15 protein-coding genes are annotated in these 23,668 nt (G+C 67.5%); 7 read left to right on the forward strand and 8 right to left on the reverse strand.

Annotated elements, in window-relative coordinates:
• Nucleotides 1-1,069 precede the first annotated feature (1,069 nt).
• The gene (locus DKM19_RS27440) at nt 1,070-1,312 is read left to right on the forward strand and encodes a hypothetical protein (protein WP_110699443.1); all 243 of its coding nucleotides are present in this window, start codon (nt 1,070-1,072) and stop codon (nt 1,310-1,312) included.
• 36 nt (nt 1,313-1,348) lie between these two features.
• Here DKM19_RS27440 and DKM19_RS27445 read toward each other — a convergent pair whose 3' ends face one another.
• From DKM19_RS27445 to DKM19_RS27465, 5 genes are all read right to left on the reverse strand, one after another.
• Nucleotides 1,349-1,819 carry a hypothetical protein gene (locus DKM19_RS27445; RefSeq protein ID WP_162641813.1) on the reverse strand — a complete coding sequence of 157 codons (471 nt, stop codon included), beginning with the start codon at nt 1,817-1,819 and terminating at the stop codon, nt 1,349-1,351.
• 22 nt (nt 1,820-1,841) lie between these two features.
• Nucleotides 1,842-2,897, reverse strand: a complete 1,056-nt coding sequence (locus DKM19_RS27450) for a hypothetical protein (protein ID WP_110699447.1) — start codon at nt 2,895-2,897, stop codon at nt 1,842-1,844.
• Nucleotides 2,898-3,975: 1,078 nt separating this feature from the next.
• Entirely contained in the window at nt 3,976-5,586 is a 1,611-nt protein-coding gene (locus DKM19_RS27455) for a recombinase family protein (protein WP_162641815.1), read from the reverse strand.
• Nucleotides 5,587-5,648: 62 nt separating this feature from the next.
• Nucleotides 5,649-8,843, reverse strand: a complete 3,195-nt coding sequence (gene fdh, locus DKM19_RS27460) for a formate dehydrogenase (protein ID WP_110699451.1) — start codon at nt 8,841-8,843, stop codon at nt 5,649-5,651.
• A gap of 29 nt (nt 8,844-8,872) precedes the next feature.
• Entirely contained in the window at nt 8,873-9,313 is a 441-nt protein-coding gene (locus DKM19_RS27465; RefSeq protein WP_110699453.1) for a MerR family transcriptional regulator, read from the reverse strand.
• A 139-nt stretch (nt 9,314-9,452) separates the two neighbouring features.
• On the opposite strand from DKM19_RS27465, the gene DKM19_RS27470 reads away from it, so the two are divergent.
• Entirely contained in the window at nt 9,453-10,163 is a 711-nt protein-coding gene (locus DKM19_RS27470; RefSeq protein WP_110699454.1) for an SDR family oxidoreductase, read from the forward strand.
• Between the two features lie 117 nt (nt 10,164-10,280).
• On the opposite strand, the gene DKM19_RS27475 is transcribed toward DKM19_RS27470, so the two are convergent.
• Nucleotides 10,281-11,459, reverse strand: a complete 1,179-nt coding sequence (locus DKM19_RS27475) for an aldose epimerase family protein (RefSeq protein WP_110699456.1) — start codon at nt 11,457-11,459, stop codon at nt 10,281-10,283.
• A 580-nt stretch (nt 11,460-12,039) separates the two neighbouring features.
• Between DKM19_RS27475 and DKM19_RS27480 the strand changes: the two genes are divergently transcribed.
• Complete coding sequence (locus DKM19_RS27480; protein WP_110699458.1) at nt 12,040-13,113, forward strand: DMT family transporter; 1,074 nt, start codon at nt 12,040-12,042, stop codon at nt 13,111-13,113.
• 139 nt (nt 13,114-13,252) lie between these two features.
• On the opposite strand, the gene DKM19_RS27485 is transcribed toward DKM19_RS27480, so the two are convergent.
• Nucleotides 13,253-15,382: a ThuA domain-containing protein gene (locus tag DKM19_RS27485; protein ID WP_110699460.1), complete on the reverse strand. Its 2,130-nt coding sequence runs from the start codon at nt 15,380-15,382 to the stop codon at nt 13,253-13,255.
• A gap of 37 nt (nt 15,383-15,419) precedes the next feature.
• The gene (locus tag DKM19_RS27490) at nt 15,420-18,602 is read right to left on the reverse strand and encodes a discoidin domain-containing protein (protein WP_110699462.1); all 3,183 of its coding nucleotides are present in this window, start codon (nt 18,600-18,602) and stop codon (nt 15,420-15,422) included.
• A 348-nt stretch (nt 18,603-18,950) separates the two neighbouring features.
• Between DKM19_RS27490 and DKM19_RS27495 the strand changes: the two genes are divergently transcribed.
• Genes DKM19_RS27495 through DKM19_RS27510 form a run of 4 tightly spaced genes read left to right on the forward strand, consistent with a single transcriptional unit; the run spans nt 18,951 to nt 23,656 of the window.
• Nucleotides 18,951-19,739, forward strand: a complete 789-nt coding sequence (locus DKM19_RS27495) for an IclR family transcriptional regulator (RefSeq protein ID WP_110699464.1) — start codon at nt 18,951-18,953, stop codon at nt 19,737-19,739.
• Nucleotides 19,740-19,791: 52 nt separating this feature from the next.
• Nucleotides 19,792-21,204, forward strand: a complete 1,413-nt coding sequence (locus DKM19_RS27500; protein ID WP_110699466.1) for an aldehyde dehydrogenase family protein — start codon at nt 19,792-19,794, stop codon at nt 21,202-21,204.
• Nucleotides 21,201-22,688 (forward strand): sugar ABC transporter ATP-binding protein, encoded by a 1,488-nt coding sequence (locus DKM19_RS27505; RefSeq protein WP_110699468.1) that lies wholly within the window; start codon nt 21,201-21,203, stop codon nt 22,686-22,688. The genes DKM19_RS27500 and DKM19_RS27505 overlap by 4 nt, the downstream gene beginning before the upstream one ends.
• Nucleotides 22,685-23,656, forward strand: a complete 972-nt coding sequence (locus DKM19_RS27510; RefSeq protein ID WP_110699470.1) for an ABC transporter permease — start codon at nt 22,685-22,687, stop codon at nt 23,654-23,656. The genes DKM19_RS27505 and DKM19_RS27510 overlap by 4 nt, the downstream gene beginning before the upstream one ends.
• Nucleotides 23,657-23,668 lie beyond the last annotated feature (12 nt).

Genomic DNA, 23,668 nt, shown 5'->3' on the forward strand with positions numbered 1-23,668 from the left:
CTGTGCCGTTGTCGCTCAGGTAAACCGCCTCAAAGCCCTCAACTGGGGGATCACCGTGGACCGTAGCTCCAGGTAGGGACTGGTACTGGCCCTGGCCAGGCGCGTGCTCAGGTTGCCTGGGGGTCACAGGGTTGCGGCTCAAATTCGGGGCGCTAACCCGGCCGACGCGGCCACGGTGGGCACCATGCGGCACATGACGTGACGGTGTCGCTGTAGGGGGATGGAACGGGACCGCATCGAGGGACGCCGATTTTCTGGCCTAGTCGCGCTCGACCGGGTCGCCGTCTCTGGTGATGAACGTTGCCCCACAGTTCGTGCACCGAAAGTCCCCGGTCTGCGTGCCTAGGTAATACTCCTTTGCTCGCTCGGCATGATCACACGGCTGCCTGCCGTTGGCGATCCACCGTTGGCGTATGGCGTCGGCGTCGTTCATCTGGACCACGGGGGGCGACCCTTCACACGGGGGATGACGTCGCATGGCTATCTACCCTCTGTGTGCAGCTGAGATGCATCGAGGGGCGCCGATTTCCTGCCCGGGGGTGTCCCCCCCGAAGGGTCTGTGCGGGATGTCGACGAGGGCCAGGTGGTGACGCTCGTATTTTCCGCGATTTTTTGACCTGCGGTTATGCGGTCATCGAGGGCTCAAAGCCACGGCGGTGAGCATTTGCCGGCGAAGTTGGGATGCTGGGCCGCCTGCTGGACGGTGCCCTGTCTGGTGGTGCTCTTGGACGTCCCGTCACCATGCAGGCCGATTTTCTGAGCCTGATGGGCGTCGCCGGGAAGGTGAACGTCGGCATGCAGGGCGTACCTGGTCAGCGCCGGGGAAGCGTGCGAAGTCCTCGCACGCCCCTGTCTGTGGGCCAGCTCTCGACGACGCCGATTTCCTCGCCCTGGTGGACGTCTCAGCCATGATTAATACCTGCTGAGGATGCTTTTTCCGACAGGCCGATTATTTTCCCGACAACTTTTCTACCTGCGGAAACGCCACGGGAGCGACAAATCAGGCCTGCCCAGAAAATACATCGGGAAAATAATTGGCAGGCTGATTCAAAGACGTAGGATTCTGTACGTGCTGATTTCGACCCTGCCGGATCTGGCCGGCCGCACCTTCGAGGTGCGCGGATTCGTGCTTGTGGATGCGCAGATCGCTGGCAGCTGGAGCACCGACAGGTTATACAAGAAAGTGGTGCAGCAACTGAGCGAGCAGGCTGGGCGGCTCGGCGCGGATGGCATCGTCGACGTCAAGACGGTGATGAGCGGCGGCTCGAGCACCTTCGTGATAACCGGCACCGCGGTCAAGCTGCAAGGTTAGAGCCCTTACCCCTCCGGGGATCCGTCGCTCGCCCGATTACCGCTGGGGTAGCGGGTCTGCCACCGATCCGCGCCAGAACGCTGCGTTGGGCTTCTGGCCTGCGTGTCCGCTGGGACGGGTGGCCGTCGTCGTCGGCGATTGCCACGGCTCGGCGAGGTCCTCGGCCCACTCCTTGACCTGCTCGACGGTCGGCATGCGCTGGAGCCGGTAGATGCAGGAACTGGGCACGCGTCCCTTGCTGGTCGTTACCCAGCCGTCGGCGGACAGGGCCCGCACGTGCCCGCCGATTTCGGCGGCTGGCCAACCGGTGTGCTGCTCCAGCTGGACCGTGGAAACCTCGACCTCCGCGTGACCCTCCGCTAGCCGGGCTAGTAAGAGCCATAGCCGGACCGCCCCGGGTGGCACGTCGGCCTCCACCAGGGCCATAGGAATGACCAGGAATTCGTCTTCAGGGAACACGACCGCTGAGTACGGCGCGGCCGGGAAGGCTGACATGGTGCGGTTCAATCTGGCTCCTCTTCCAGGCCTCTCAGTGGTTTCGGCTGTCGCTCGCGGCCAGGATGGCGTCAAACTCAGCGTCGCTGAATGGGTCGTGCTCAGGATCGGGATCGGAGAAATCCAGAACCTTGGTGATGAACTCCACCGGGTACCCGAGGCCGTAGGTCTGCAGGCCGTCTTCGAGCCGCTGCCGGACGAGGTCAGGATCTTCGGTGCTCAGCAGGGCCTCCTCGATGACCGCCATGGCGTCGTTGACCGCCTCGTCCTCGGCCACCAGCTCGGGATCTGTTGGGTAGAAGTCCAACAGGTCGTATCGCGGACGCGGCTTACCGGTCACCCCGACGACCCAAAGGTCCAGGAGGTCGAGGCAGAGGCTCATGTACTCGTAGCTGTACGGGGTGGGGAGCTTCCCGTAGCCGCCCATCTTGATCTCGCTGGCGGCCTTCGTGCTGCCGCCAGAGCTGGCGGAGCCGAGGGGAGCGTCCAGGATGATCCAGTACTCGAAGTAGCCGATCCGGTCTTCACGCTCACGGAGGTCGAGCAGCCCGTGGTGCTTCAGCTCGGCCACGTAGTCGCCAACCGTCCGGTGGGCCCGGCCGACGAACTTCGCGATTTCCTTCTCGGTGGTGTACGCGGTGGGGTTGCCCTGCTTGAACCGGTCGATGAAGATCAGAACGAGGAGCTTGATCGCCGCGAACTCCGAGGTGATCAGGTCGATCCCGATCTTGGTGAAGTCCTTCTCCCGGTACTCGCGACCCTTCAGGGTGTCCTCGATCGAGGCCCGCGCGCTGAGGATCATCCGGTTGCCGGTCTGGGTCTGCTCGGTGCGGAGGAATCCGGCGGCGCGGAGCCGAGCCAGGGACTTGTTCAGGACGGTCTTGGAGACTCCGAGGTCGGCCGCCATCTTCGACACCTTGATGACTGGCCACTTAATGCCGGTGCCGTCGATCTTTTTGAAATCCGACTTGAAGCAGTCGGCGTACGCCCACGCGATTACGTCGAGAGGCTGGAGGTGGTCGGAGAAACTGACCGACGCAGGGAGCTGCGAGTATCGGACCTTCGCGCTCTGACCTGGTAAACTCGTCATCAGATGAAGCCAATCCTTCGTCTCACAGGCCCGGAGTGTTAGCCGCACTCGCGGGCCTTTTGCCTGGTCGAATTTCGACCTACTAAAACCGTAGCAGGATCGGCGTTTGAGATCGTAGGCGCACAAATTGGCGAACCGCCGAGAGCCATTCCAACAGGGGCTGCGAGTTAGGCCATTGGGCAAATTCCTACAGCTTCGAGTTAGGAGGTCCCGGGAAGCTTTGGCAGGTATTCCGGCCGGGGTTTCCCCCCTTCCCGTGGCGTTGCTCACCTTGGGGGTGTCACTGGCCGCATGGGGGGTGTCGCTCACTGCATGGGAGGGGTGTCGCTCACTGCATGGGAGGGGTGTCGCTGGCTGCAGGAAGGGGGTGTCGCTGGCTGCATACATAGAGGAGAGACTTTGACGTGAGCCCTTGAAGTGAGCTTGAAGGTACTTCGTACCTTCCTCAGCACCTCCGGCGCCGAGGACGTAGGGCAGACAAAAAGCCGAGGAACCGGGGGTGAATATCTCCGGCTACCGGTACGGCCTCCGGCCGATTCATCAGCGGGATACCCGGCACCCCCGGCCCCATCTCTCACCCCCAGCCGCATTAGCCTCCACGCGGCCCTGAGAGCCATTCTCCGGCCCCATCAATGCCGCCCTGGGCGGATTACCCGTCAAGCGGCTGCAGGGCAGCCCTGTGACGTTCTGGCGGCGGCTTCGGGAAAACGCGGAACCTCCGGGGCGGATATCAGATGCGCCCGTGGCGTGGCAAACAACATCATAACTAGTAAAGCTGTAAATTTTAAATTCCTCGCAGGGCTTGCCCATCCCAACTAACCCCTCCCTAGCATCATGGCCGTGATCAACCCGGCAAATGCGGAAGCGGTGAATAGCTCCCCCGTGCGTACGATGAATGACCCGGCACCCGTGCGCGAGGACGAACGCAAGCGAGAGGCGTGGCTGGAGCGCCACGCAGCACTCGCCCCCCGGTTTTCCCCGGAGGATTGGGCGGCGGCCTATGCCTGCCTTGGCATCCGCGTAAGCGGAAGTCGTCCGTCCGCCCGCCCCAGGCGGCCTGCCGCCTGAGACCGGTGTCCTATCGGAACGGCGAGCCGTGGATCCACACCGGCTCGATCAGGTCCGGGTTGAACTTCGGGGATGGCACCATCTTGTCGCTGCTCTTGCTCTTCATGAGCGGGATCGGGTGGATGATCACCGCCTTCAGGAACCTCGCGAAAAACGCCTGCTTCTCATCCAGTGTGGCGTCGTCCCAGTTCCACCTGACCGCGTCGGCGAAGTCGGCGTCGGCGACAACCTGGGTCGTGGCGGCCCGGCTCGCCATCAACTCCCCCTTCTCGGCCTCCAGATCATCGGACATGGCGAAGTACCGGTCGGACGGCAGCCTCTTCGCCTTCCACCGCTCGTACAGGTCCTTCATCAACTCATCGATGTCGACGAGCCGAGCTTGCACGGCAAGCTCCTCCGGCGTGTCGCCGGGTTCCTCGACCACGCCGCCGCTCGTCTGCTGGTCGTGAACCCTGAAGATCAGGTCACGGATCAGCTCATCAACGGGCGGGCCTGTCCGGCGGTTGCCCGAACATTCGCCACGCTCCACGCCGGAGCAGTAGTAGAAGAAGTTCTCCACCGGGTATCGCTTGGTGGGGGGGACGGCGTTGCCTGCCATCTTCAGATGACCCTCGCAAACCCCACACCGGGCGAAACCGGTCAGCAGGTACTTCCGGGCGCTGGCCCCTCCGGCAAGCCCGGTCGGCTTCGCGTGCTTGCCGATCCTCTTGATCAGCCTGTCCCACTCATCTCGGGTAATGATCGGCTCCCACTGTCCGAGCACTTCCGTGCCGTCCGACCTGGTGACGATCTCCATCTCGTTGACGTACGCACCCTTGTCGTTGAGCCGCTGATTCACCCGTCCCCGATACCCGCAGAGGCGTGGATTCCGCAGCAACTGGAGCAGGTTGGTCCACACCCACCTGTTGCCGCGAGTCGTCCTGACCCCGCGCTCATCCCAGTCCGCCACGATGCCGCCGACACGGACGCCCGCCAGGACCTTCCGCACGGCCTCACGGATCAACTCCGCCTCGACAGGGTGCACGGTCGTCCTGTCCTCGTTCCAGCCGAACGGACGCCACGGGCCTTTCGAGATGCCCTTTTCAGCCAGCTCCCGGTGCATCCGCTTCACCCGTCGAGCCGTGTCAGCGGACGACTTGGACGCCATGGCCACCATGACGCGCGCCATCGCTACGCCGGAGTCCGTGTTGAGGTCGAGCGAGCCGGTCACGCCCTCGAAGCGCTTGCCCCAGTACTGGGCGATCTCAATCGCGTCTTCAAGGTCACGCGGGTCACGCGCTAACCGGTCGATGTCGTAGACCACGACCGCGTCAATCGCGCCACGGCGGAGGTCGGCCAGCATCTGCTGCCATACCGGGCGGATCACACGCCAGACGAAGTACGGGTCGCCGTCCTCGCTCCGGACCACTCGCCGCCGCTTCTTGTAGGCGCTGGTGTCGTTCTCCTCGTACACCTGCGTATGAGTCGCACCCCGACGCACAGTGTGGGCGGTTGCGTCTTCAAGCTGACGGGCCACTCCTCGGCCCAATTCCTCGCGGTCGTCGGAGATACGGACATAAAGGCCAACGCGCAGGCCAGATAAGGTGCGAGCACCCTCGGGGAGCAGGTCGCTGTCGCTCATGCCCACCAGTATATGGAGCCTATGGGTACACCATGCTAGTGTCGGTGAAGAATCCCATCCGCTCAGCCACGGCGATACTCCTCGATCAGGTCGAGCAGAGCCCTTCCCGTGGGGCGTCTGCCGGGTCGCAGGTCACAGGTCACGGCCTTGCCCTCCTGGATGTAGACGTTCGGATCGAGCACGATGGGCAGCAGGTCGTTGACGGCGTCGCCGGTCGTCAGGCCACCGCTGCCCCAGCCCCAGTGGTACGGCAGACCGATCTGGTGGATCACCCGGCCCTGGATGCGCAGCGGGCGGACCCGGTCGGTCACCAGGACGCGGGCCTCGATGGCGGTACGGGTCGTCACGATCGTCGCCCAGCCCCCGTTGACCAGTCCCAGCTCGGCGGCGAGCAGGGGGGACACCTCGCAGAACAGCGCGGGCTGCAGCTCGGCGAGGTAGGCCAGCGGCCGGCTCATGGCACCCGCGGTGTGGTGCTCGGTGAGCCGGTAGGTCGTGAGCACGTGCGGGAAGCGCGGCGACTCCGGCGGGTTGTAGGGACTCTCCGCGCGCGGGTAGATCTCACGCGCGGGGTTGGACTGCTGGCCGTACAGCGGGTTGTGCACCGGCGACTCGTGCGGCTCGTAGTGCGCGGGCATCGGCCCGTCGGCCAGTCCCGCTGGGGCGAACAGCCAGCCCCTGCCGTCGGGCTGCATGATGAACGGGTCGGTCCCGGCCAGCGCCGCCTCGGCCAGGGCCCCGTCGGGGGGCAGGTAGTCGGGCGGCTTGTTCTTCTCGAAGTCCGGCACGTCGAGTCCGGTCCACTCGCCCTTGTCCGCGTCCCACCAGATGTAGGCCTTGCGCTCGCTCCACGGACGGCCCTCGGGGTCGGCGGAGGCCCGGTTGTAGAGCATGCGCCGATTGGCCGGCCAGGCCCAGCCCCATTCGGGCGCGACCCGGGTCTGCTCGCTCCCCGGCTTGCGCCGGGCCGCCTGGTTGACCTCGTCGGCGTAGACCCCGCAGTAGATCCAGCAGCCGCACCGGGTGGACCCGTCGGCCTTGAGCTCGGTGTAGGCCGACAGCGTCCGCCCGTCGGGGCCGGTGCCGTTGATCTCGCGCAGCACCGCCTCCCCCGAGGGCTCCCGCTGCTCCCCGTGCTCGGGGTAGTCCCAGGTCAGCTCGCGCAGCGGCCGGTCGATCTCGTCGTCGCCCACCCGCTGCCTGATCCGCTTGCCGAGGTGGTAGTAGAACGACAGATCGCTCCGGCAGTCGCCCGGCGGCTCAAGGGCCTTCTCCCGCCACTGCAGCAGCCGCTGGGTGTTGGTGAAGGTGCCCTCCTTCTCCACGTGGCTCGCGGCGGGCAGGAAGAACACCTCGGTGGCGATGCCCTCGGTGCGCATCTCCCCGGTCTCCAGCTCGGGGCCGTCCTTCCAGAAGGTGGCCGTCTCCACCAGGGTCAGGTCGCGCACCACCAGCCAGTCGAGGTTGGCCAGCCCGAGGCGCTGCGCCTTGCCGCCCGAGGAGCCGACCGCCGGGTTCTCCCCCACCACGAAGTAGCCCTTCACGGTGCCGTCGATCTGTCCCATCACGGTGGTGTAGTGGCCGTGGTCGCCGGTGAGGCGCGGCAGGTAGTCGAAACAGAAGTCGTTCTCCTCGGTGGCGGCGTCACCCCACCACGCCTTGAGCAGGCTCACCGTGTAGGAGCGCTTCCTGCCCCAGAAACCCGTCTCGGGCCCGGCCTGGGACAGGTAGTCGTCCAGCCCTTCGTGCCGGTGGGCGTGGGGCATCGGCAGGTATCCCGGCAGGATGTTGAACAGCGTCGGGATGTCGGTGGAGCCCTGGATGCTGGCGTGACCGCGCAGCGCCAGGATGCCGCCGCCGGGACGGCCCATGTTGCCGAGCAGCAGCTGCAGGATCGAGGCCGTGCGGATGTACTGAGCGCCCACGGTGTGCTGGGTCCAGCCGACCGCGTACGCCCAGGCGGTGGTGCGCTCGCGGCCGGAGTTCGCGGTGATCGCGTCGGCGAGCTCGGCGAAGTCCTCCGGGGAGATGCCGCACAGCTCGGCCACCAGATCCGGGGTGTAGCGGGCGAAGTGCCGTCTGAGGACCTGGTAGACGCAGCGAGGGTGGGTCAGCGTCGGATCGGTGGGAGGCTTCGAGGGCGCGGGGGCGCCGCCCGAGCCGTACTGCTCGGCGCCCGCGGCCTCGGCGTGATGCCGGCCGCCCTCCAGTTGCTCGCCGCGCAACCCGGCGGCGGCCTCCTCCTCCGCACCCTCATAGGCCCAGCTCGACGGATTGTAGGTGTGCGTCTCCGGGTCGAAGCCGGAGAACAGCCCGTCCAGGTCCTCGGTGTCCTGGAAATCCTCGGAAACGATCGTCGAGGCGTTGGTGTAGGCCAGCACGTAATCGCGGAAGTCGAGCTCGTTGGTGAGCACGTGGTTGACCAGCGCGCCGAGCAGGACGATGTCGCTCCCCGCACGGATCGGGATGTACCGGTCGGCGATCGCACTGGTCCGCGTGAAGCGCGGGTCGATGTGGAACACCTTCGCGCCGCGCGCCCTGGCCTCCACCACCCACTGGAACCCCACCGGGTGGCATTCGGCCATGTTGGAGCCCTGGATGACGATGCAGTCGGACTCGACCAGGTCCTGCTGGAAGTCCGTCGCGCCTCCACGCCCGAAGCTGGTCCCCAGACCGGGGACGGTGGAGGAGTGTCAAATACGGGCCTGGTTCTCCACCTGGATCGCGCCCATGGCGGTGTAGAGCTTTTTCATCAGGTAGTTCTCTTCGTTGTCCAGCGTCGCCCCGCCCAGGCCGGCGATGCCCATGGTGCGCCGGACGACCTTGCCCTCCTCCTCCTGCTGCCAGGTCTCCCGCCGGGTGCGTATCACCCGATCGGCGATCATGTCCATCGCGGTCTCGAGGTCCAGCCGCTCCCACTCGGTGCCGTGCGGCCGCCGGTAGAGCACCTGCGTCTGCCGTCCGGGATGGGTGACGAGCTGCTTGCTCGCCGATCCCTTGGGACAGAGCCTGCCTCGGGAGATGGGCGAGTCGGGATCGCCCTCGATCTGGGAGACCCTGCCGTCCTTGACGTAGACGAGCTGACCGCAACCGACCGCACAGTACGGGCAGATCGACTTGGCGACGCTGTCCGCCTTCTCGGTGCGGGGCCTCAGCGCGTCGGTGCGCGCCGAACGCGCGGCGTCACCCCTGCCGCTCTCTCCCATGAGCTGCCGGAACACCGGCCAACGGGAGATCCAGTTCTTCCCCCCTGCCATGGCGGCGGTCCTACCCCGATCCGGCTGCTCTAACCGGGGAGGGAACGGCCTGACCCTGGAGCCGACCGGCCGCTCTCCTCGGAGAGGGCCCCGGTGTGAGTCTCGGGGTGACCGGCATGAACGGTGCATGTTCTCGCGTCGCGGATCACGGCGTCGAGCGTGTCCCGGGTGCGGATCAGGTCGGCGATCTGGGCGTTGATCCGCTCTCGCCCGCCGAGGAGGAACGCGATGGACTGCTCGGTGCCGGCATCCCCGGGAGCGTCGATGCAGGGCAGCATCTTTAAGATCATTTTGCTGGACAGCCCCGAGGCGTAGAGCCGCTGGATGAGCTGGACACGGTCCACGGCGCTCTCGGGGTAGTGGCGCTGTCCGCTCTGGCTGCGGTCCGCGGCCAGCAGGTTGTGCTCCTCGTAGTAGCGCAGCGCCCGGACGCTGACGCCTGCGCGGGCCGCCAGTTCGCCGATGCGCACGGTCCCTCCCGAAAGTGTTTCCGATCACAGTACTTGCCTCTGACGTCAACGTCAGGTTCTAGCGTAGCCCGTACATGGTTCGGGGCCCGACCAGGCGGCCCCGGCCCGCAAGAACACTCGTTCCCATCGGGAGGCTCCCTTGAAGATCTCCGGTTCCGTCGCCCTCGTGACCGGCGCCAACCGTGGCCTCGGCCGGCACTTCGCCCTGCACCTGCTGGAGCGGAGCGCGAGCAAGGTCTATGCGACGGCGCGCACCCCCGAGCTCATCGACATTCCCGGCGTGGAGGTGCTGCGGCTCGACGTCACCGATCCCTCGTCGGTGGCCGCCGCGGCGGCCGCGGCGGCGGACGTCACCCTTCTGATCAACAATGCCGGCATCGCCACCCATCAGAACCTCGTTTCCGGAGACCTTGAGAAGGTTCGGCTGGAGATGGACACGCACTACTTCGGCACGCTCAACGTGGTCCGGGCGTTCGCTCCCCTTCTGGCCGCGAACGGCGGCGGGGCGATTCTCAACGTGCTGTCGGCCCTGTCGTGGATCTCCTACGACGGGGCAGGCGCCTACAGCGCGGCGAAGGCGGCCGAGTGGAGCCTCACCAACGGCATCCGTCTCGAACTCGCGGGCCAGAGGACCCTGGTGACCGGCCTTCACCTGGGCGCCGCCGACACCGACATGATGGCCGGCTTCGACGTGGAGAAGAGCGACCCCGCCGACGTCGTGCGTGTGGCGCTTGACGGCATCGAGGCCGGGAAGCCGGAGGTCCTCGTGGACGACGCCAGCGCTCAGGCCAAGGCGGCCCTGGCCGCGGATCCGAGCGTGGTCTACCCGCAGACGGTCATCGCCGCCTGAACCCGCCGCTCCGTCCCGGCGGATGGCCGTCGAGGGCCATCCGCCGAGGCCCGCCGAACCCCGCGGACGGCGCAGCAGTCGCACCGGAGAGGGACGGACATGTTCTTCACATGGCCGTCACTTCGCGGAGAACGCGTAGATCGTCGTGGTCCGGTAGACGTCGCCGGGCCGCAGGACGGTCGAGGGGAAGTTCTTGTGGTTGGGCGAGTCCGGGAAGTGCTGTGACTCCAAGGTGAAGCCGGACCGCTTCGGGTAGAGATGCCCGCCGGTGCCGCGCAGCGTGCCGTCCAAGAAGTTGCCCGAGTAGAACTGCAGGCCCGGCTGGTCGGTGAAGACCTCCAGCACGCGCCCGCTGTCCGGCTCGACGACCCTGGCCGCCAGGTCGAGGCCGTGCCCGCGACGGTCGAGGACGTAGTTGTGGTCGTACCCGCCGCTCCGCACGATCTGCTGGTCCTTGCTGTTGACGCGCTCGCCGATGGCGGTGGGCCGGCGAAAGTCCAGCGGCGTCCCGCTCAGCTGGGCGACCTTCCCGGTGGGGATGAGCGTCTTGTCGATCGGCGTGTAGCGGGAGGCGTTGATCTGCAGCCTGTGGCCGAGGATGAGGCCGTTGCCCTCACCACGCAGGTTGAAGTACGCGTGGTTGGTGAGGTTGACGATCGTGGGCCTGCCGGTGGTGGCGCTGTAGTCCATCCGAATCCGGTTGTCGTGCGTCAGCGTGTAGACGACCTTGGTACGGAGCGTCCCCGGGTAGTGCTCCTCGCCGTTCGGGCTGGTGTAGGCCAGTTCGAGCCCCACGCTGTCGTTCCGCTTGAACGGCTGGGCCTGCCAGACCCGCTTGTCGAAGCCCTTGTCGCCGCCATGCAGGTGGTTGGGGCCGTCGTTGGTGGCCAGCTGGTAGGTCTTGCCGCCCAGGGTGAACCGCCCCTTGGCGATGCGGTTGGCGTACCGGCCGGCGATGGCGCCGAAGTACAGACTCTTATTGACATAGTCAGGCAGATTGTCGAACCCGAGGGTTACGTTGGCGAACTTGCCCCGGCTGTCGGGGACCTCGATCGACTGGAGGATGCCGCCATAGGTGAGGATGTTCACCCGCATCCCGTTGGTGTTCCGCAGAGTGTAGACATCGACCTTCTTGCCGTCGGGCAGGGTCCCGAAGTGCTTCTTGGTGATGCTCGGCCCGGTGGCGGCCTGTGCCGGGAATCCGGCCGCCAGGCTCAGTGCCAGGGCGACCACAGCCACGAGGACAACTCTGACGGCGGTGGCGAGCCCGTTTCGGGTGCGGGCGCTACTGGGCATGGATGACTTCCCTTCGATTGTGCTGATCCACGTCAGCATTGGCACGTCGAGGATCGGCCGATACAGGGCGGCCGGATGAAGCGCGAACCGAAGTGACGACCCCACCGGGACAGCGGCTCGGCCCCCACCCGCCATAGCTCGGTCTTCGACCGGCCGGGCGGGCCGGCCGGCGCATCGGCCACGCCGTGATCCCGGGCTGTTCAGAAATGGAGATCAGCGAGGAGCACAACCCCTCACGGCGCATCGGCGCGCCCCCGCCGGCCTTGTCCGGCCGGTCGCGCTCCTCCCGGATCCGGGCCTTGCAGGCGGGGGTGCAGCGGCACAGCGCTGTTCGCTCGCATACCTGAGGGCCGGGGATCTCGGGATCCCGTTCGCCTGCTTCTACAGAAGGACGGCTCCTTCCCCATCCCAACAGAGAGTTATATGCCTGTTTACTAACATATGTCGAGTTTTTCAGGAAGAGAGTCAACCCCTTCGCCGCTTCGCGAAAATCCCAAAAAGCGACAAAGTCCACCGCCTACCCTTTGCATAACACCATCAAAATGGGTATGACGGTGTTGAGAGCGAAGGAGGCGTCCAGATGCCCCGGTCCAGCGCCAACGGTTTGATCCTGGCGGTCGTCTCGGCCCTGTGTTTCGGCTTCTCCGGCCCCCTGGCCAGGTCACTCATCGACGCGGGCCTGTCGCCGTCGCAGGTGGTCTGGACGAGGCTCGCGGGAGCGGCGCTCGTGTTGCTGCTGGTGACCCTCGTGAGCAGGCCGAGGGCCCTGGTCGTTCCCCGTCACCGGCTGGTGTTCGTCGCCGCCTACAGCCTGCTGGGCTTCGCCGCGGTCCAGGCCTTCTACTACGCGACGGTCGCCCGGCTTCCCGTCGGCATCGCGTCGCTGCTGGAGTACGCCGCGCCGGTTCTGGTCCTGGCCTGGGTGGGGATCGTACGACGCGTACGGCTGCCGCGTGCCGCCCTGGTCGGCGCGGTTCTCGCGATCGGCGGGCTCGCCTGCGTCGTCGAGGTGTGGCGGGGCCTTCGCCTGGACGGACTCGGCCTGATCCTGGGATTCGCCACGGCCGCCTGCGCGGCGGTGTATTTCCTGCTCAGCCAGGATGCGGGAAAGGACGTCGACCCGCTCGGCGTGCTCACGTGGGGGCTCATCGGCGCGGTGGTCGCGCTCGTGCCGCTGGTCAGGCCCTGGTCTCTCCCCTGGCACCTGCTCACCGCCGACCTGGCCCTGGGAGAGCGGACGCTTCCGGGGCCGCTGGTGGTGGGATGGCTGGTCGTCGTCGGCACGGTGATCGCCTACATCACCGGCATCGCGGCGGTGCGCCGCCTGAGCGCCGCCATCGGAGCCACGATCGCCTCCCTGGAGGTGGTCGCCAGCGTGGTCATCGCATGGTGGCTGCTGGGCCAGTCGCTCGGTCCTTTCCAGCTGCTCGGAGGGGCCCTGGTCCTGAGCGGCGCTCTCTCCGCCCAGCTGGCCGTGGCCCGCACGCGCTCCGCCCGGCCGGGCGACGCCGGTCCAGGCGAAAGGGAATCTGACGGATCCACGCCGGTCGGAGTCGGGCTGGGCAGGATTGAGCCGGATGACGTCGAGTCGTACGAAAGAGGAACGCGCGGCGTCCGTGTCCGGATCGCCACGCGTTCTTCCCCGATCGACTGAGTTCCCGGGGTCTCGTAATCGGTCGGGACCCCGGAGTCGCTCAGCTTCCGTTGAGTTCCCGGGGTCCTGTAATCGGACAGGCCCTCGGAGTCGCTCAGCTTCCGTTGAGTTCCCGGGCCCTTCGAGGCCCCGGAGTCGCTCAGCTTCCGTAGACTTCGAACTCCCACAGGGAGTAGCCGTAGGCGGTGGCGCGCTGGGTGCCGTTGACCCGCACATAACGACCCGTACCGGTCAGCGCCACGTCGTCGATCCCGCCGTCACCGGCGGTGGTGGAGTAGACGTTCGTCCAGGTGTTGCCATCCGGTGAGGTCTGGATCTGATACGCCCTGCCATAGGCCGCCTCCCAGTTCAACCGCACCCGGCTGATCTGCCGTGAGGCACCCAGATCCACCCGGATCCACTGCGGATCGGCATACAGACTCGACCAGCGCGTGGCCGTGTTGCCGTCCACCGCGTTGGCCGCCACGTTGGCACCCGCCTCCACCGAGGATGCTGTCACCGGCCTGCCCTGCGACAACAACGACGACCCCGACGAGACCGGCGTGCCGAAAACGTTGAGATCAAAGAGCGAGTACCCCCACGCCGTCGCCCGCTGCGTGCCGTTGATCCGCACGTAACGACCGGTGCCGGTCAACGTCACATCGTCGACCCCGCCGTCACCGGCGGTCGTGGAGTAGACGTTCGTCCAGGTGCTGCCGTCCGGTGAGGTCTGGATCTGATACGCCCGGCCGTAGGCCGTCTCCCAGTTCAGCCGCACCCGGTTCAGGTTGTACGACGCCCCCAGATCCACCCGAATCCACTGCGGATCGGTGTACAGGCTCGACCAGCGGGTGGTGGCGTTGCCGTCCACGGCGTTGGCGCCCACGTGGGCGCTGCCTGCCTCCACGCTCGACGTCGTGACCGGCTTGCCCTGCGCCAGGTCGGCGGTCGGCGGGATCGGCGGTCCCGAGTCCTGCTTGATGCGGATGTTGCGGTAGCTGATGTGCGCGGCGTCGCCGTCGTTCTGCACGCCGATGTAGCCGTTGGCGATGTTCCGGGTGCTGGTGTAGTCGTTGATCTTCACGCCGTTGAGGTAGATCTCGACGTGCTGGCCGTGCACCCGGACGTCGTAGGTGTTCCACGTGCCGGGCGGGTTGAGGTTCGCGGCGCGCAGCGCGGAGTCCGGCGCCTGGAAGCTGTAGACGCTGCCCGTGGTGCGGGACGGATCGGCGTCGGTGGCGTCGATCTGGATCTCGTGACCCGTGGAGACCGGGGCCCACGGGTCGCCCGCGGGGTCGGGGAAGCCGATGAACAGGCCGCCGTTGTCATCGCCCGGCATCATCCAGTCGAGCTTGAGCGAGTAGTTGCTGAAGGTGCTCAGCGGATACCACAGCAGGCCCATGCCGCCGAAGGAGCTGAGGGTGCCGTTGGCGAGGGTGAAGCCCCCCGGTCCGGCCTGGCGCCACTTGTCCAGGCTGGCCTGGGTGCCGTCGAAGAGCGGCGTGTAACCGGCCTCGGGCCGGCAGTCGCCGTGTGCGACGCCCGCGGCCACCTGGATCCCGCCGAGCACCAGCTTGCTGAAGGTCGGGTCGGCGTAGGACTCCTCGGTGTGGCCCATGCCGGTGTACCAGGACCGGCCGCCCTCGTAGCCGTGGCACCAGGTGATCGGGTGGTCGGCGCCCATGGCGCCGCCGGAGTAGGTGGACTCGTCGACGGTGGCGAGAACCTTGACGTCGGTACGCGGGTTGGTGCGGTAGTCGTACCACTCGTCGGTGCGGTTCCAGGTCGGCGCCGTGTGCCCCGTCGAGGGGTTGGCCCGGTCCTCGAAGCGCACCGTCGCCGCCTGGGTCGCCGGATGCGACTTGAAGAAGGAGCCGACCAGCCCGCCGTACCAGGGCCAGTCGTATTCGGTGTCGGCCGCCGCGTGGACGCCCGCGTAACCGCCGCCGCCGCGGATGTAGGACTCGAACGCCGTCTGCTGGGCGGCGTTGAGCACGTCACCCGTGGTCGACAGCCAGACCACGGCCTTGTACTGCGCGAGGTTCGCGGTGGTGAACGCGGCGGCGTCCTCGGTCGCGTCGACCGCGAATCCGTTGTCGACGCCCAGTTGCCTGATCATCGCGATGCCGTTGGGGATCGAGGAGTGCCGGAACGCCGTGGTCTTGGAGAAGACCAGGACCTTGTAGGTGATCGGGGGGGCCGCGGCGGCCGCGGCTTTGGAGGACACCGCGGAGGCCGGTGACGCCATGGCGAGCACCATGGCGAAGACCGTGGCCACTGCGACTGCCATCCTGCTTCTGAACAGGTTATGCACGGGCGGTTTCCTCTCAGCTTCCGTAGACTTCGAACTCCCAGAGGGAGTAGCCGTAAGCGGTGGCGCGCTGGGTGCCGTTGACCCGCACATAACGACCCGTACCAGTCAGCGTCACATCGTCGATCCCGCCGTCACCGGTGGTGGTGGAGTAGACGTTCGTCCAGGTGTTGCCATCCGGTGAGGTCTGGATCTGATACGCCCTGCCATAGGCCGCCTCCCAGTTCAACCGCACCCGGCTGACCTGCCGCGAGGCACCCAGATCCACCCGGATCCACTGCGGATCGGCATACAGACTCGACCAACGCGTGGCCGTGTTGCCGTCCACCGCGTTGGTCACCACGTTGGCACCCGCCTCCACCGAGGATGCTGTCACCGGCCTGCCCTGCGACAACAACGACGACCCCGACGAGACCGGCGTGCCGAAAACGTTGAGATCAAAGAGCGAGTACCCCCACGCCGTCGCCCGCTGCGTGCCGTTGATCCGCACGTAACGACCGGTGCCGGTCAACGTCACATCGTCGACCCCGCCGTCACCGGTCGTCGTGGAGTAGACGTTCGTCCAGGTGCTGCCGTCCGGTGAGGTCTGGATCTGATACGCCCGGCCGTAGGCCGTCTCCCAGTTCAGCCGCACCCGGTTCAGGTTGTACGACGCCCCCAGATCCACCCGAATCCACTGCGGATCGGTGTACGCGCTGGACCAGCGCGTGGTGGCGTTGCCGTCCACCGCCAGGTTCGCGGTCCGGGTCGGATCGTCGGTCGACGAGGCCGTCACCGGCTTGCCGAGCGCCAGGTCGCCCTGTCCCGAGCCACCGCCGGTGAAGGTGAGGTTGTCCACGTTGAACAGTCCGCCGGCCCCGCCCTTGAAGACCAGGAACAGGGTGCCGGTCCCGCTCGGCGGGGTGATCGAGCCGGTGACGGTGACCCAGTTCTCCCAGCCGCCGGTGCCGGCTATCGCGACGGATCCGGCGAGGGGCCCGGTGGTCGAACCGGTACGGAACTCCAGCGTGCCTCCCGCGTTGGCCGACGAGACCCGCGCGGTGACGCCGGTGACACCGGTCAGGTTGTACGGGGTGAACGACAGCCAGTCCCCGTTCTCGATGGCGCCGACGTAGGTGCCCTCGGTGTTGGGGCTGGTGTACACGGTGACGTTGCCGCTGGAGTTGCCGAAGTGCTCGGCCTGGCGGTGCGCCGGCTGCAGGATGATCTGGGAGTTGCCGATCAGGCCGCTGTTGTCGGTGTAGGTCGCGTCGATGACGCCGAAGATGTTGTCGCTCTGGCTGTGCTCGCTGTTGGCCGTGGTCTGCAGGACACCGGTGCAGCCGGTCGCGCTGGTTATCGGGTGGCCGTGCTGGTCGTGCCCGAGGATGAAGTTGACCTTCACCTTCGAGCAGTCGATCGTGCCGTCCTCGGGATCGGTCACCGTCACCCGGTAGGGCACCGCGTCGCCGAACTGGAAGATCGCACCGTTCGACGGGCCGTTGAGCGTGACCGTCGGGGCGGTGTTGCCGACCGTGACGGTGACCGTCGCGCTGCCGACGTTGCCCGCCGGGTCCCTGACCGTCAGCTTCGCCTGGTAGGAACCGTTGCCGGTGTAGGTGTGCGACGGGTTGGCCGCCGTCGACGTGCCGCCGTCGCCGAAGGTCCAGGCGTAGGTGAGCGCGCCGCCCTCGGGATCCCTGGAACCGGCCGAGCTGAACGTCACCGCCAGGGGCGCCTGGCCGGAGATCTTGTTGGCCGTGGCGACCGCGGTCGGCGCCTGGTTGCCGGTGGGGGTGCTCTCCACGCGGTACAGCGCGGAGTTCTCGTCGCCGTTGAACCAGCCGGCGCCGTAGTCGAGGACGTAGAGCGCGCCCTCCGGACCCATCGCCATGTCCATGATGTGCGTGTGGGTCCAGGGGAACGCCGCGATGGTGCCGGCGCTGCCGTCCCCGGTGGCGGTGATCGTCTTGATCCAGTTCTGGGTGAACTCACCGGCGAAGAACTTGCCGTCGTAGCTCTGCGGCAGCTTGGTCGGGGAGTTCAGGGCCGCGTCGTAGTGGTAGACCGGACCGGCCATGGGGCCGCCGCCGGAGCCCAGCTGCGAGGGTGCGCCGCCGTCGTAGGCGATCCAGGCGGACTTGGCCGCCGGCAGGGTGGTCAGGCCGGTGTTGTGCGGGGAGTTGTTGACCGGCGCGGCGCAGTTGAACTTCGGCCCGGAGGTGTTGGTGGCGAAGTCGAAGTCGTTGTACGGGCTGTTGTAGCCCTGGCAGTACGGCCAGCCGTGGTTGCCGGGACCGGTGATCCGCTCGAACTCCTGGCGGCCGCCCTCGCCCCTGTTGGGGTCGGCGGTGTCGGAGTCGGCGGCGTAGTTACCGACGTAGACGACGCCGGTGGTCTTGTCGACGCTCATCCGGAAGGGGTTGCGGAAGCCCATCGCGTAGATCTCGGGGCGGGTCTTGGCCGTTCCCGGGGCGAAGAGGTTGCCGCTCGGGATCGTGTAGGTCCCGTCGGGCTGGGGCTTGATCCGCAGGAGCTTGCCGCGCAGGTCGTTGGTGTTGCCGGCGCTGCGCTGGGCGTCGAAGTCCCAGCTGAAGCCGGGCCTCTCGTCGATCGGCGTGTAGCCGCTCGACGACCACGGCTGCGTGTCGTCGCCGGTGGTCATGTAGAGGTTGCCCTGGGCGTCGAAGTCGATGTCCCCGCCGACGTGGCAGCACATCCCGCGGTCCGTGGCGACCTGCAGCATCTTCTTCTCGCTGGCCAGGTCCACCGTGCCGTTGGCCCTGACGGTGAAGCGGGACAGCTGGTTGTGGCCCTGCCAGCGGGCGAAGTCCGCGTCGGTGCCGTTGGACGGCGCGTCGCCGGCCGGCGTCGAGAGCACCGGCGCGTAGTACAGGTAGATCCAGCGGTTGGCCGCGAAGTCGGGGTCCGCGGCGATGCCCTGCAGCCCCTCCTCGTCGTGGGTGTAGACGGGGATGGTGCCGGCCACGCTGGTGTTGCCCGAAGCGTCGGTGGAGAAGATCCGTCCGTCCCGCGAGGTGTGCAACACGGTGCGGTCCGGCAGGACCGCCAGTGACATCGGCTCGCCCATGGCCGTCGGGCCCTTGGCGAGGGTGACCTCCTGCAGCACGTCAGCGGCCACCGCGGGTTGCGGGACGGCAACGAGCCCAGTGATCATGAGAACGGCGCTGGTGGCAAACGCGAGTACGCGTCTACGCATGCGTGCTCCTTCCAATAAACCTGGAAAAGAGGAGCGCGCCGCCGCACCTTTTGACTAACAGTCAGCGTAAGCCGCCGAGCTTTCGCTGTCGTCGATGGAACTTTGCCCGTCTGGTACAAAAGTGTCAATGCCTCGACGCGAATGTTTCCGTCTTGTCACGACACCCCCTCACAGCCCTCCGAAAAAATTCGCACAAGAGATTAAATAGAACGAATAGCCATAAAACGGACGTTTGGCATTTCACTCCGCAATAACAGTCGTCGTGCGACAAGGGTTGACAGCACCTGCTCTCAATGCAAACATCGCAAAAATCTTACAAATAAATGAAAATAGATTCGAGTAACTCGAATGAAGAGCGGAAGAAAGTCATCCAGCGTTGATAAGGCGTTTGAGCTGATTAATGCGGTATCCGAGTCCGGCAGGGCCGGTATCACATTGGGTGAGCTCGCCAATCGCGCGGGCGTAGCCGTCAGCACGGCCCATCGATATGTCACCTCACTCCTCGAACTCGGTGTCCTCGACCGTGACGCGGCGGGGGCCTTCCACCTTGGCGTCACCCTCATCACCCTCGCCGGGCAGTACCTCGAAGAGGACAACCTTCGCGCCGCGGCCCGGCCGTACCTGCTGGAGCTGGTCGAGCTGAGCGGCGAGACCGTGCACCTCGGGATCCCCGTCGGCGACCACATCGTCTACGTGGACAAGGTCGAGAGCGCCAAGTCCATCCGGCTGGTCTCACGGATCGGCAGCCGTGCCCCCATGCACTGCACGGCCATGGGCAAGGCCGTACTCGCGCTCCTGGAGGAGCGGCGCAGCGCCGAGATCCTCGCGCGCTCGCACGACCGGCACACGCCCCGGACGCTCGTCGGCGACACGTTGCTCGCCGAGCTCGCCACCGTACGGGCTCAGGGCTTCGCGATCGACGACGAGGAGAACGAGGAGGGCGTGCGCTGCGTCGGGTTGCCGATCATGAACACCTCGGGCCAGCCGGTCGGAGCGTTGAGCGTCTCCGCGCCGGCCAACCGGTTCAGCGTCGAGGACTGCCGGCGCCTGGCGCCGACCGCGCTCGCGATGGCGGCCGACATCGGCCGCAGGATCGGCTACACCGCGCCCAGGAACGGAGAGTTCGTCCCGCACTGAGCCGCGAACACATGCCAGCGCAGCAGTCGAATCACCCAAGGAGTGGGAACGGATGTCCGTCACATCGCCAGTAGGTTCCATCATCACCGTCCACAACCCCGGCACCGGGGAGTTGCTCGGGGAGGTCGAGGCCGCCACCGCTGAGCAGGTCGCCGCGGCCGTCGCCGACGCGCAGGAGGGCCAGCGGGCGATGGCCGCCCTGGCCGCCCACGAGCGCGCGGACCTGTTGCGACGCGTGTCCGACCTCATCGAGGCCGAGCAGGAGAGCCTCGCCCTGCTGCTCGCGGCCGAGAACGGCAAGCCGCTGCCGCAGACCCGCGGCGAGGTCGCGGCCGCGATCCGCATCTTCCGGGGGTACGCGGGCGAGACCACCCGGCTCTTCGGCCGGCAGATCCCGCTCGACGCCGTACCGGGCCTGGAACGCCACCTCGCGGTGACGATGCGCGAGCCGCTCGGCGTCGTGGCGGCGCTGGTCCCCTTCAACTACCCGGTCGAGCTGTACGCCCACAAGGCCGCCGCGGCCCTCGCCGCGGGTAACGCCGTCATCGTGCAACCGCCCGCGCGCTGCCCGCTCGCGCTCGTCCGGGTCGCGGAGCTCGTCGAGCAGGCGGGCGCGCCGCGCCACGCCCACCAGCTCGTCACCGGGGGGCTCCAGGTGTCCCAGGCGCTGGCCGAGCTGCCCGGGATCGCCGCGGTGAGCCTCACCGGCAGCACCGCGGCGGGGCGTGAGATCGCCCGCCTCGGGTCGCAGACCCTGAAGAAGGTCCTCCTGGAGCTCGGCGGAAACGACGCGCTCATCGTGTGCGACGACGCCGACGTCGACGACGCCGCCCGCGCGGTCGTGCTCGGCCGCCTCGCACGGGGCAACGGGCAGATCTGCTGCGCGGTCAAGCGGGTCTACGTGCAGGACGGCGTGCACGCCGCCTTCGTCGATTCGCTGCTGGAGCAGACCGCCAAGCTCACCGTCGGCGACCAGCTGCGGGAGTCCACCGACGTGGGTCCCCTCATCGCCGAGCAGGCCGCGGAACAGGTCGTGGCCGCCATCGGCCGGCTCGTCGAGGACGGCGCCCGGCTGGTCGCCGGCGGCGAGCGGCGCGGGGCGTTCGTCGACCCCGCCGTGCTCGTGGACGTCCCCACCGCCAGCGCGGCCTTCGCCGAGGAGATCTTCGGTCCGGTGGCACCGGTCGCCCGGTTCTCCGACCCGCTGGAGGCGGTGAGGATGGCCAACGAGTCCCCGTACGGCCTGCAGGCCGCGGTCTTCACGCGGGACATCTCGCGGGCCTTCGCCATCGCCCAGCGCCTCGACGTCGGCGGAGTGATCATCAACGGCTCGACCGCGCTGCGCGCCGAGAACCTGCCGTTCGGCGGCACCAAGGACACCGGCGGATACCGGGAGGGCCTGCACGAGACCGTCCTGGACCTCACCCGCCAGAAGACGATCGTGGTGATGGAGGCGTTCGGATGAGCCTTGAGCTGCGCGGCGTCCACAAGGACTTCGGCGGTGTCGAGGTGCTGCACGGCGTGGACCTCGCGGGGCGTCCCGGCGAGGTCCTCGCCGTGGTCGGCGCGAACGGGGCGGGCAAGTCGACCCTGATCAAGATTCTCTCCGGCGCGCTGTCCATGAGCTCGGGCGAGATGTGGATGGACGGCGAGCGGGTCGGCCTGCGCTCGCCGCACGACGCCCATGCCCGGGGCATCCGCACCGTCTACCAGGAGCTGACGCTGGTGGCCCAGCTCTCGGTCACCGAGAACCTGCTGATGGGCAACTTCCCGCGTCGCGCCGGCCTCATCGACTGGCCGGCGGCGCACCGGCGCGCCGGGGAGCTGCTGGAGGAGGCCGGCTTCGGCGCGATCGACCCGCGCACCCTCGCGGGCCGTCTCTCGGTGGCCCGGCAGCAGATGGTGGAGATCGCGAAAGCACTGGTGAGCCGCCCGCGTGTCCTCATCCTCGACGAGCCCTCGGCCGTGCTGGCCGGAAGCGACCTCGATGCGCTGTTCGCGCTGATCAGGCGGCTGCAGGAGCAGGGCGTCCTGATCATCTACGTCTCCCACCGGCTCGCCGAGGTCCTCGATCTGGCCACCTCGATCGTCGTGATCAAGGACGGGCGGGTGATCGAGACCACCGAGCCCGCCCGCACCGGCGAGGACGAGCTGATCCGCCTCATGGCGGGCCGCAGGCTCGAACAGATCTATCCCGGCAGGCGTACGGAACGCGGCGAGGCCAGCCTCACGGTGACCGGGCTCACCCGCGAGGGCGAGTTCGAGGACGTCTCGTTCACCCTGCACGCCGGGGAGATCGTCGGGCTGTTCGGCCTGGTGGGCTCCGGCCGCAGCGAGCTCGCCCGCTGCGTCTTCGGAGCCGAGCCCGCGAGCGCGGGCGAGGTGCGCCTGCCGGGAGGCGCCGGCGACTTCCGCACGCCGGGCGAGGCCATCGCGGCCGGGCTCGCGCTCGTCACCGAGGATCGCAAACGCAGCGGACTGGTGCTCGGCATGACGGTGCGGGACAACATCGCGCTCACCACGCTGCACTCGACCAGGCGGGGCCCGCTGATCGACGCGGCCCGCCAGCGCCGTGACGTCACCGAGATGATCGACCGGCTGAACATCCAGCCCGCGCACTGCGCCTCGATGACCGTGGTCAACCTCAGCGGAGGCAACCAGCAGAAGGCCGTCCTGGCCAAGTGGCTGCTGGTCGGCCCGCGCGTCCTCATCCTCGACGAGCCGACCCGCGGCGTGGACATGGCCACCAGGGTCGACATCTACCGCATGATCGACGAACTCGCGCGCGAAGGGCTCAGCGTCCTGCTCATCTCCTCGGATCTCACCGAGGTGCTCGGCGCCACCGACCGGGTGCTGGTGATGAACCAGGGCCGGATCAGCGGTGAGCTCCGCTCGGACCAGACCACGGAGGACGAGATCCTCGCCTACTCGATTGGACTCACCGTATGACCGGGCAGCTCACCAACACCAGACGGTACCCCCGGCTGGTGCTGGGAGGTCGCGACCTCACGGTCGAGGTCGTGTTCGTCACGCTCGTCGTGCTGCTCGTCGCGGTGGCGGCGTCGACCTCGGACACGTTCCTCACCCAGACCAACCTCACCAACCTGCTCAAGCAGATGGTCACCACGGGTCTGCTGGCCTTCGGCATGCTCGTGGTCATCCTCACCGGCGGCATCGACCTCTCGGTCGGATCGGTGGTGGCCTTCTCCGGAATCCTCAGCGCGGGCCTGGTCTCCGGCCTTCCGCTTCCGGTGGCGATCGTGGCGGGCCTGGCGGCGGGCATCGGGTTCGGCCTGATCAACGGCACGCTGGTCGCCCGGTTCGGGCTGGCGCCGTTCGTGGTGACCCTGGCGGCGCTGACCACCATCAGAGGTCTGGCGTTCGTCTACTCCGAGGTGCCCATCTCCCCCGAGAACGAGTCGTTCCTCACGCTCGGCTCGGCCATGGTCGGCCCCATCCCGCTGAGTACGGTGATCATGCTGGCCGTCTTCCTGGTGGGCGGGGTCTTCCTGACCCGGACCCCGGCGGGCCGCTCGATCGTCGCGATCGGCGGCAACGCCGAGACCGTACGGCTCGCGGGCATCAACGTGCGCAGGCACGTGATCCTCGCCTACGCGATCAGCGGCGCGTGCGCCGGTCTGGCCGGCGTCATCCTCGCCAGCCGGGTGGGCATCGCCCAGCCCAGCGTCGGGGTGGCGTTCGAGCTCGACGCGATCGCCGCGTGCGTGATCGGCGGGGCGAGCCTGGCGGGCGGGCGCGGATCCGCGAAGGCCACCTTCGGCGGGGTGCTCGTGCTCGTCCTGATCAACAACCTGCTCAACCTGTACGGCGTGCAGAGCTTCTGGCAGCAGGTGCTCAAAGGACTGATCATCATCGCCGTCATCCTCGTCCAGCGCACCAACCGGGCCCGCACATGACGCGCCCGCCGG

Source organism: Streptosporangium sp. 'caverna' (genome assembly GCF_003203775.1).
GTDB lineage: Bacteria > Actinomycetota > Actinomycetes > Streptosporangiales > Streptosporangiaceae > Streptosporangium > Streptosporangium subroseum.

Excerpts from the sequence above, each read along its gene's own strand:
- DKM19_RS27505 (WP_110699468.1), top strand. The coding sequence starts at position 21,201 with ATGAGCCTTGAGCTGCGCGGCGTCCACAAGGACTTCGGCGGTGTCGAG.
- DKM19_RS27475 (WP_110699456.1), bottom strand. The coding sequence starts at position 11,459 with ATGCCCAGTAGCGCCCGCACCCGAAACGGGCTCGCCACCGCCGTCAGA.
- DKM19_RS27495 (WP_110699464.1), top strand. The coding sequence starts at position 18,951 with ATGAAGAGCGGAAGAAAGTCATCCAGCGTTGATAAGGCGTTTGAGCTG.
- DKM19_RS27485 (WP_110699460.1), bottom strand. The coding sequence starts at position 15,382 with ATGGCAGTCGCAGTGGCCACGGTCTTCGCCATGGTGCTCGCCATGGCG.
- DKM19_RS27450 (WP_110699447.1), bottom strand. The coding sequence starts at position 2,897 with ATGACGAGTTTACCAGGTCAGAGCGCGAAGGTCCGATACTCGCAGCTC.
- DKM19_RS27455 (WP_162641815.1), bottom strand. The coding sequence starts at position 5,586 with ATGAGCGACAGCGACCTGCTCCCCGAGGGTGCTCGCACCTTATCTGGC.
- DKM19_RS27500 (WP_110699466.1), top strand. The coding sequence starts at position 19,792 with ATGTCCGTCACATCGCCAGTAGGTTCCATCATCACCGTCCACAACCCC.
- DKM19_RS27510 (WP_110699470.1), top strand. The coding sequence starts at position 22,685 with ATGACCGGGCAGCTCACCAACACCAGACGGTACCCCCGGCTGGTGCTG.
- DKM19_RS27480 (WP_110699458.1), top strand. The coding sequence starts at position 12,040 with ATGCCCCGGTCCAGCGCCAACGGTTTGATCCTGGCGGTCGTCTCGGCC.
- DKM19_RS27490 (WP_110699462.1), bottom strand. The coding sequence starts at position 18,602 with ATGCGTAGACGCGTACTCGCGTTTGCCACCAGCGCCGTTCTCATGATC.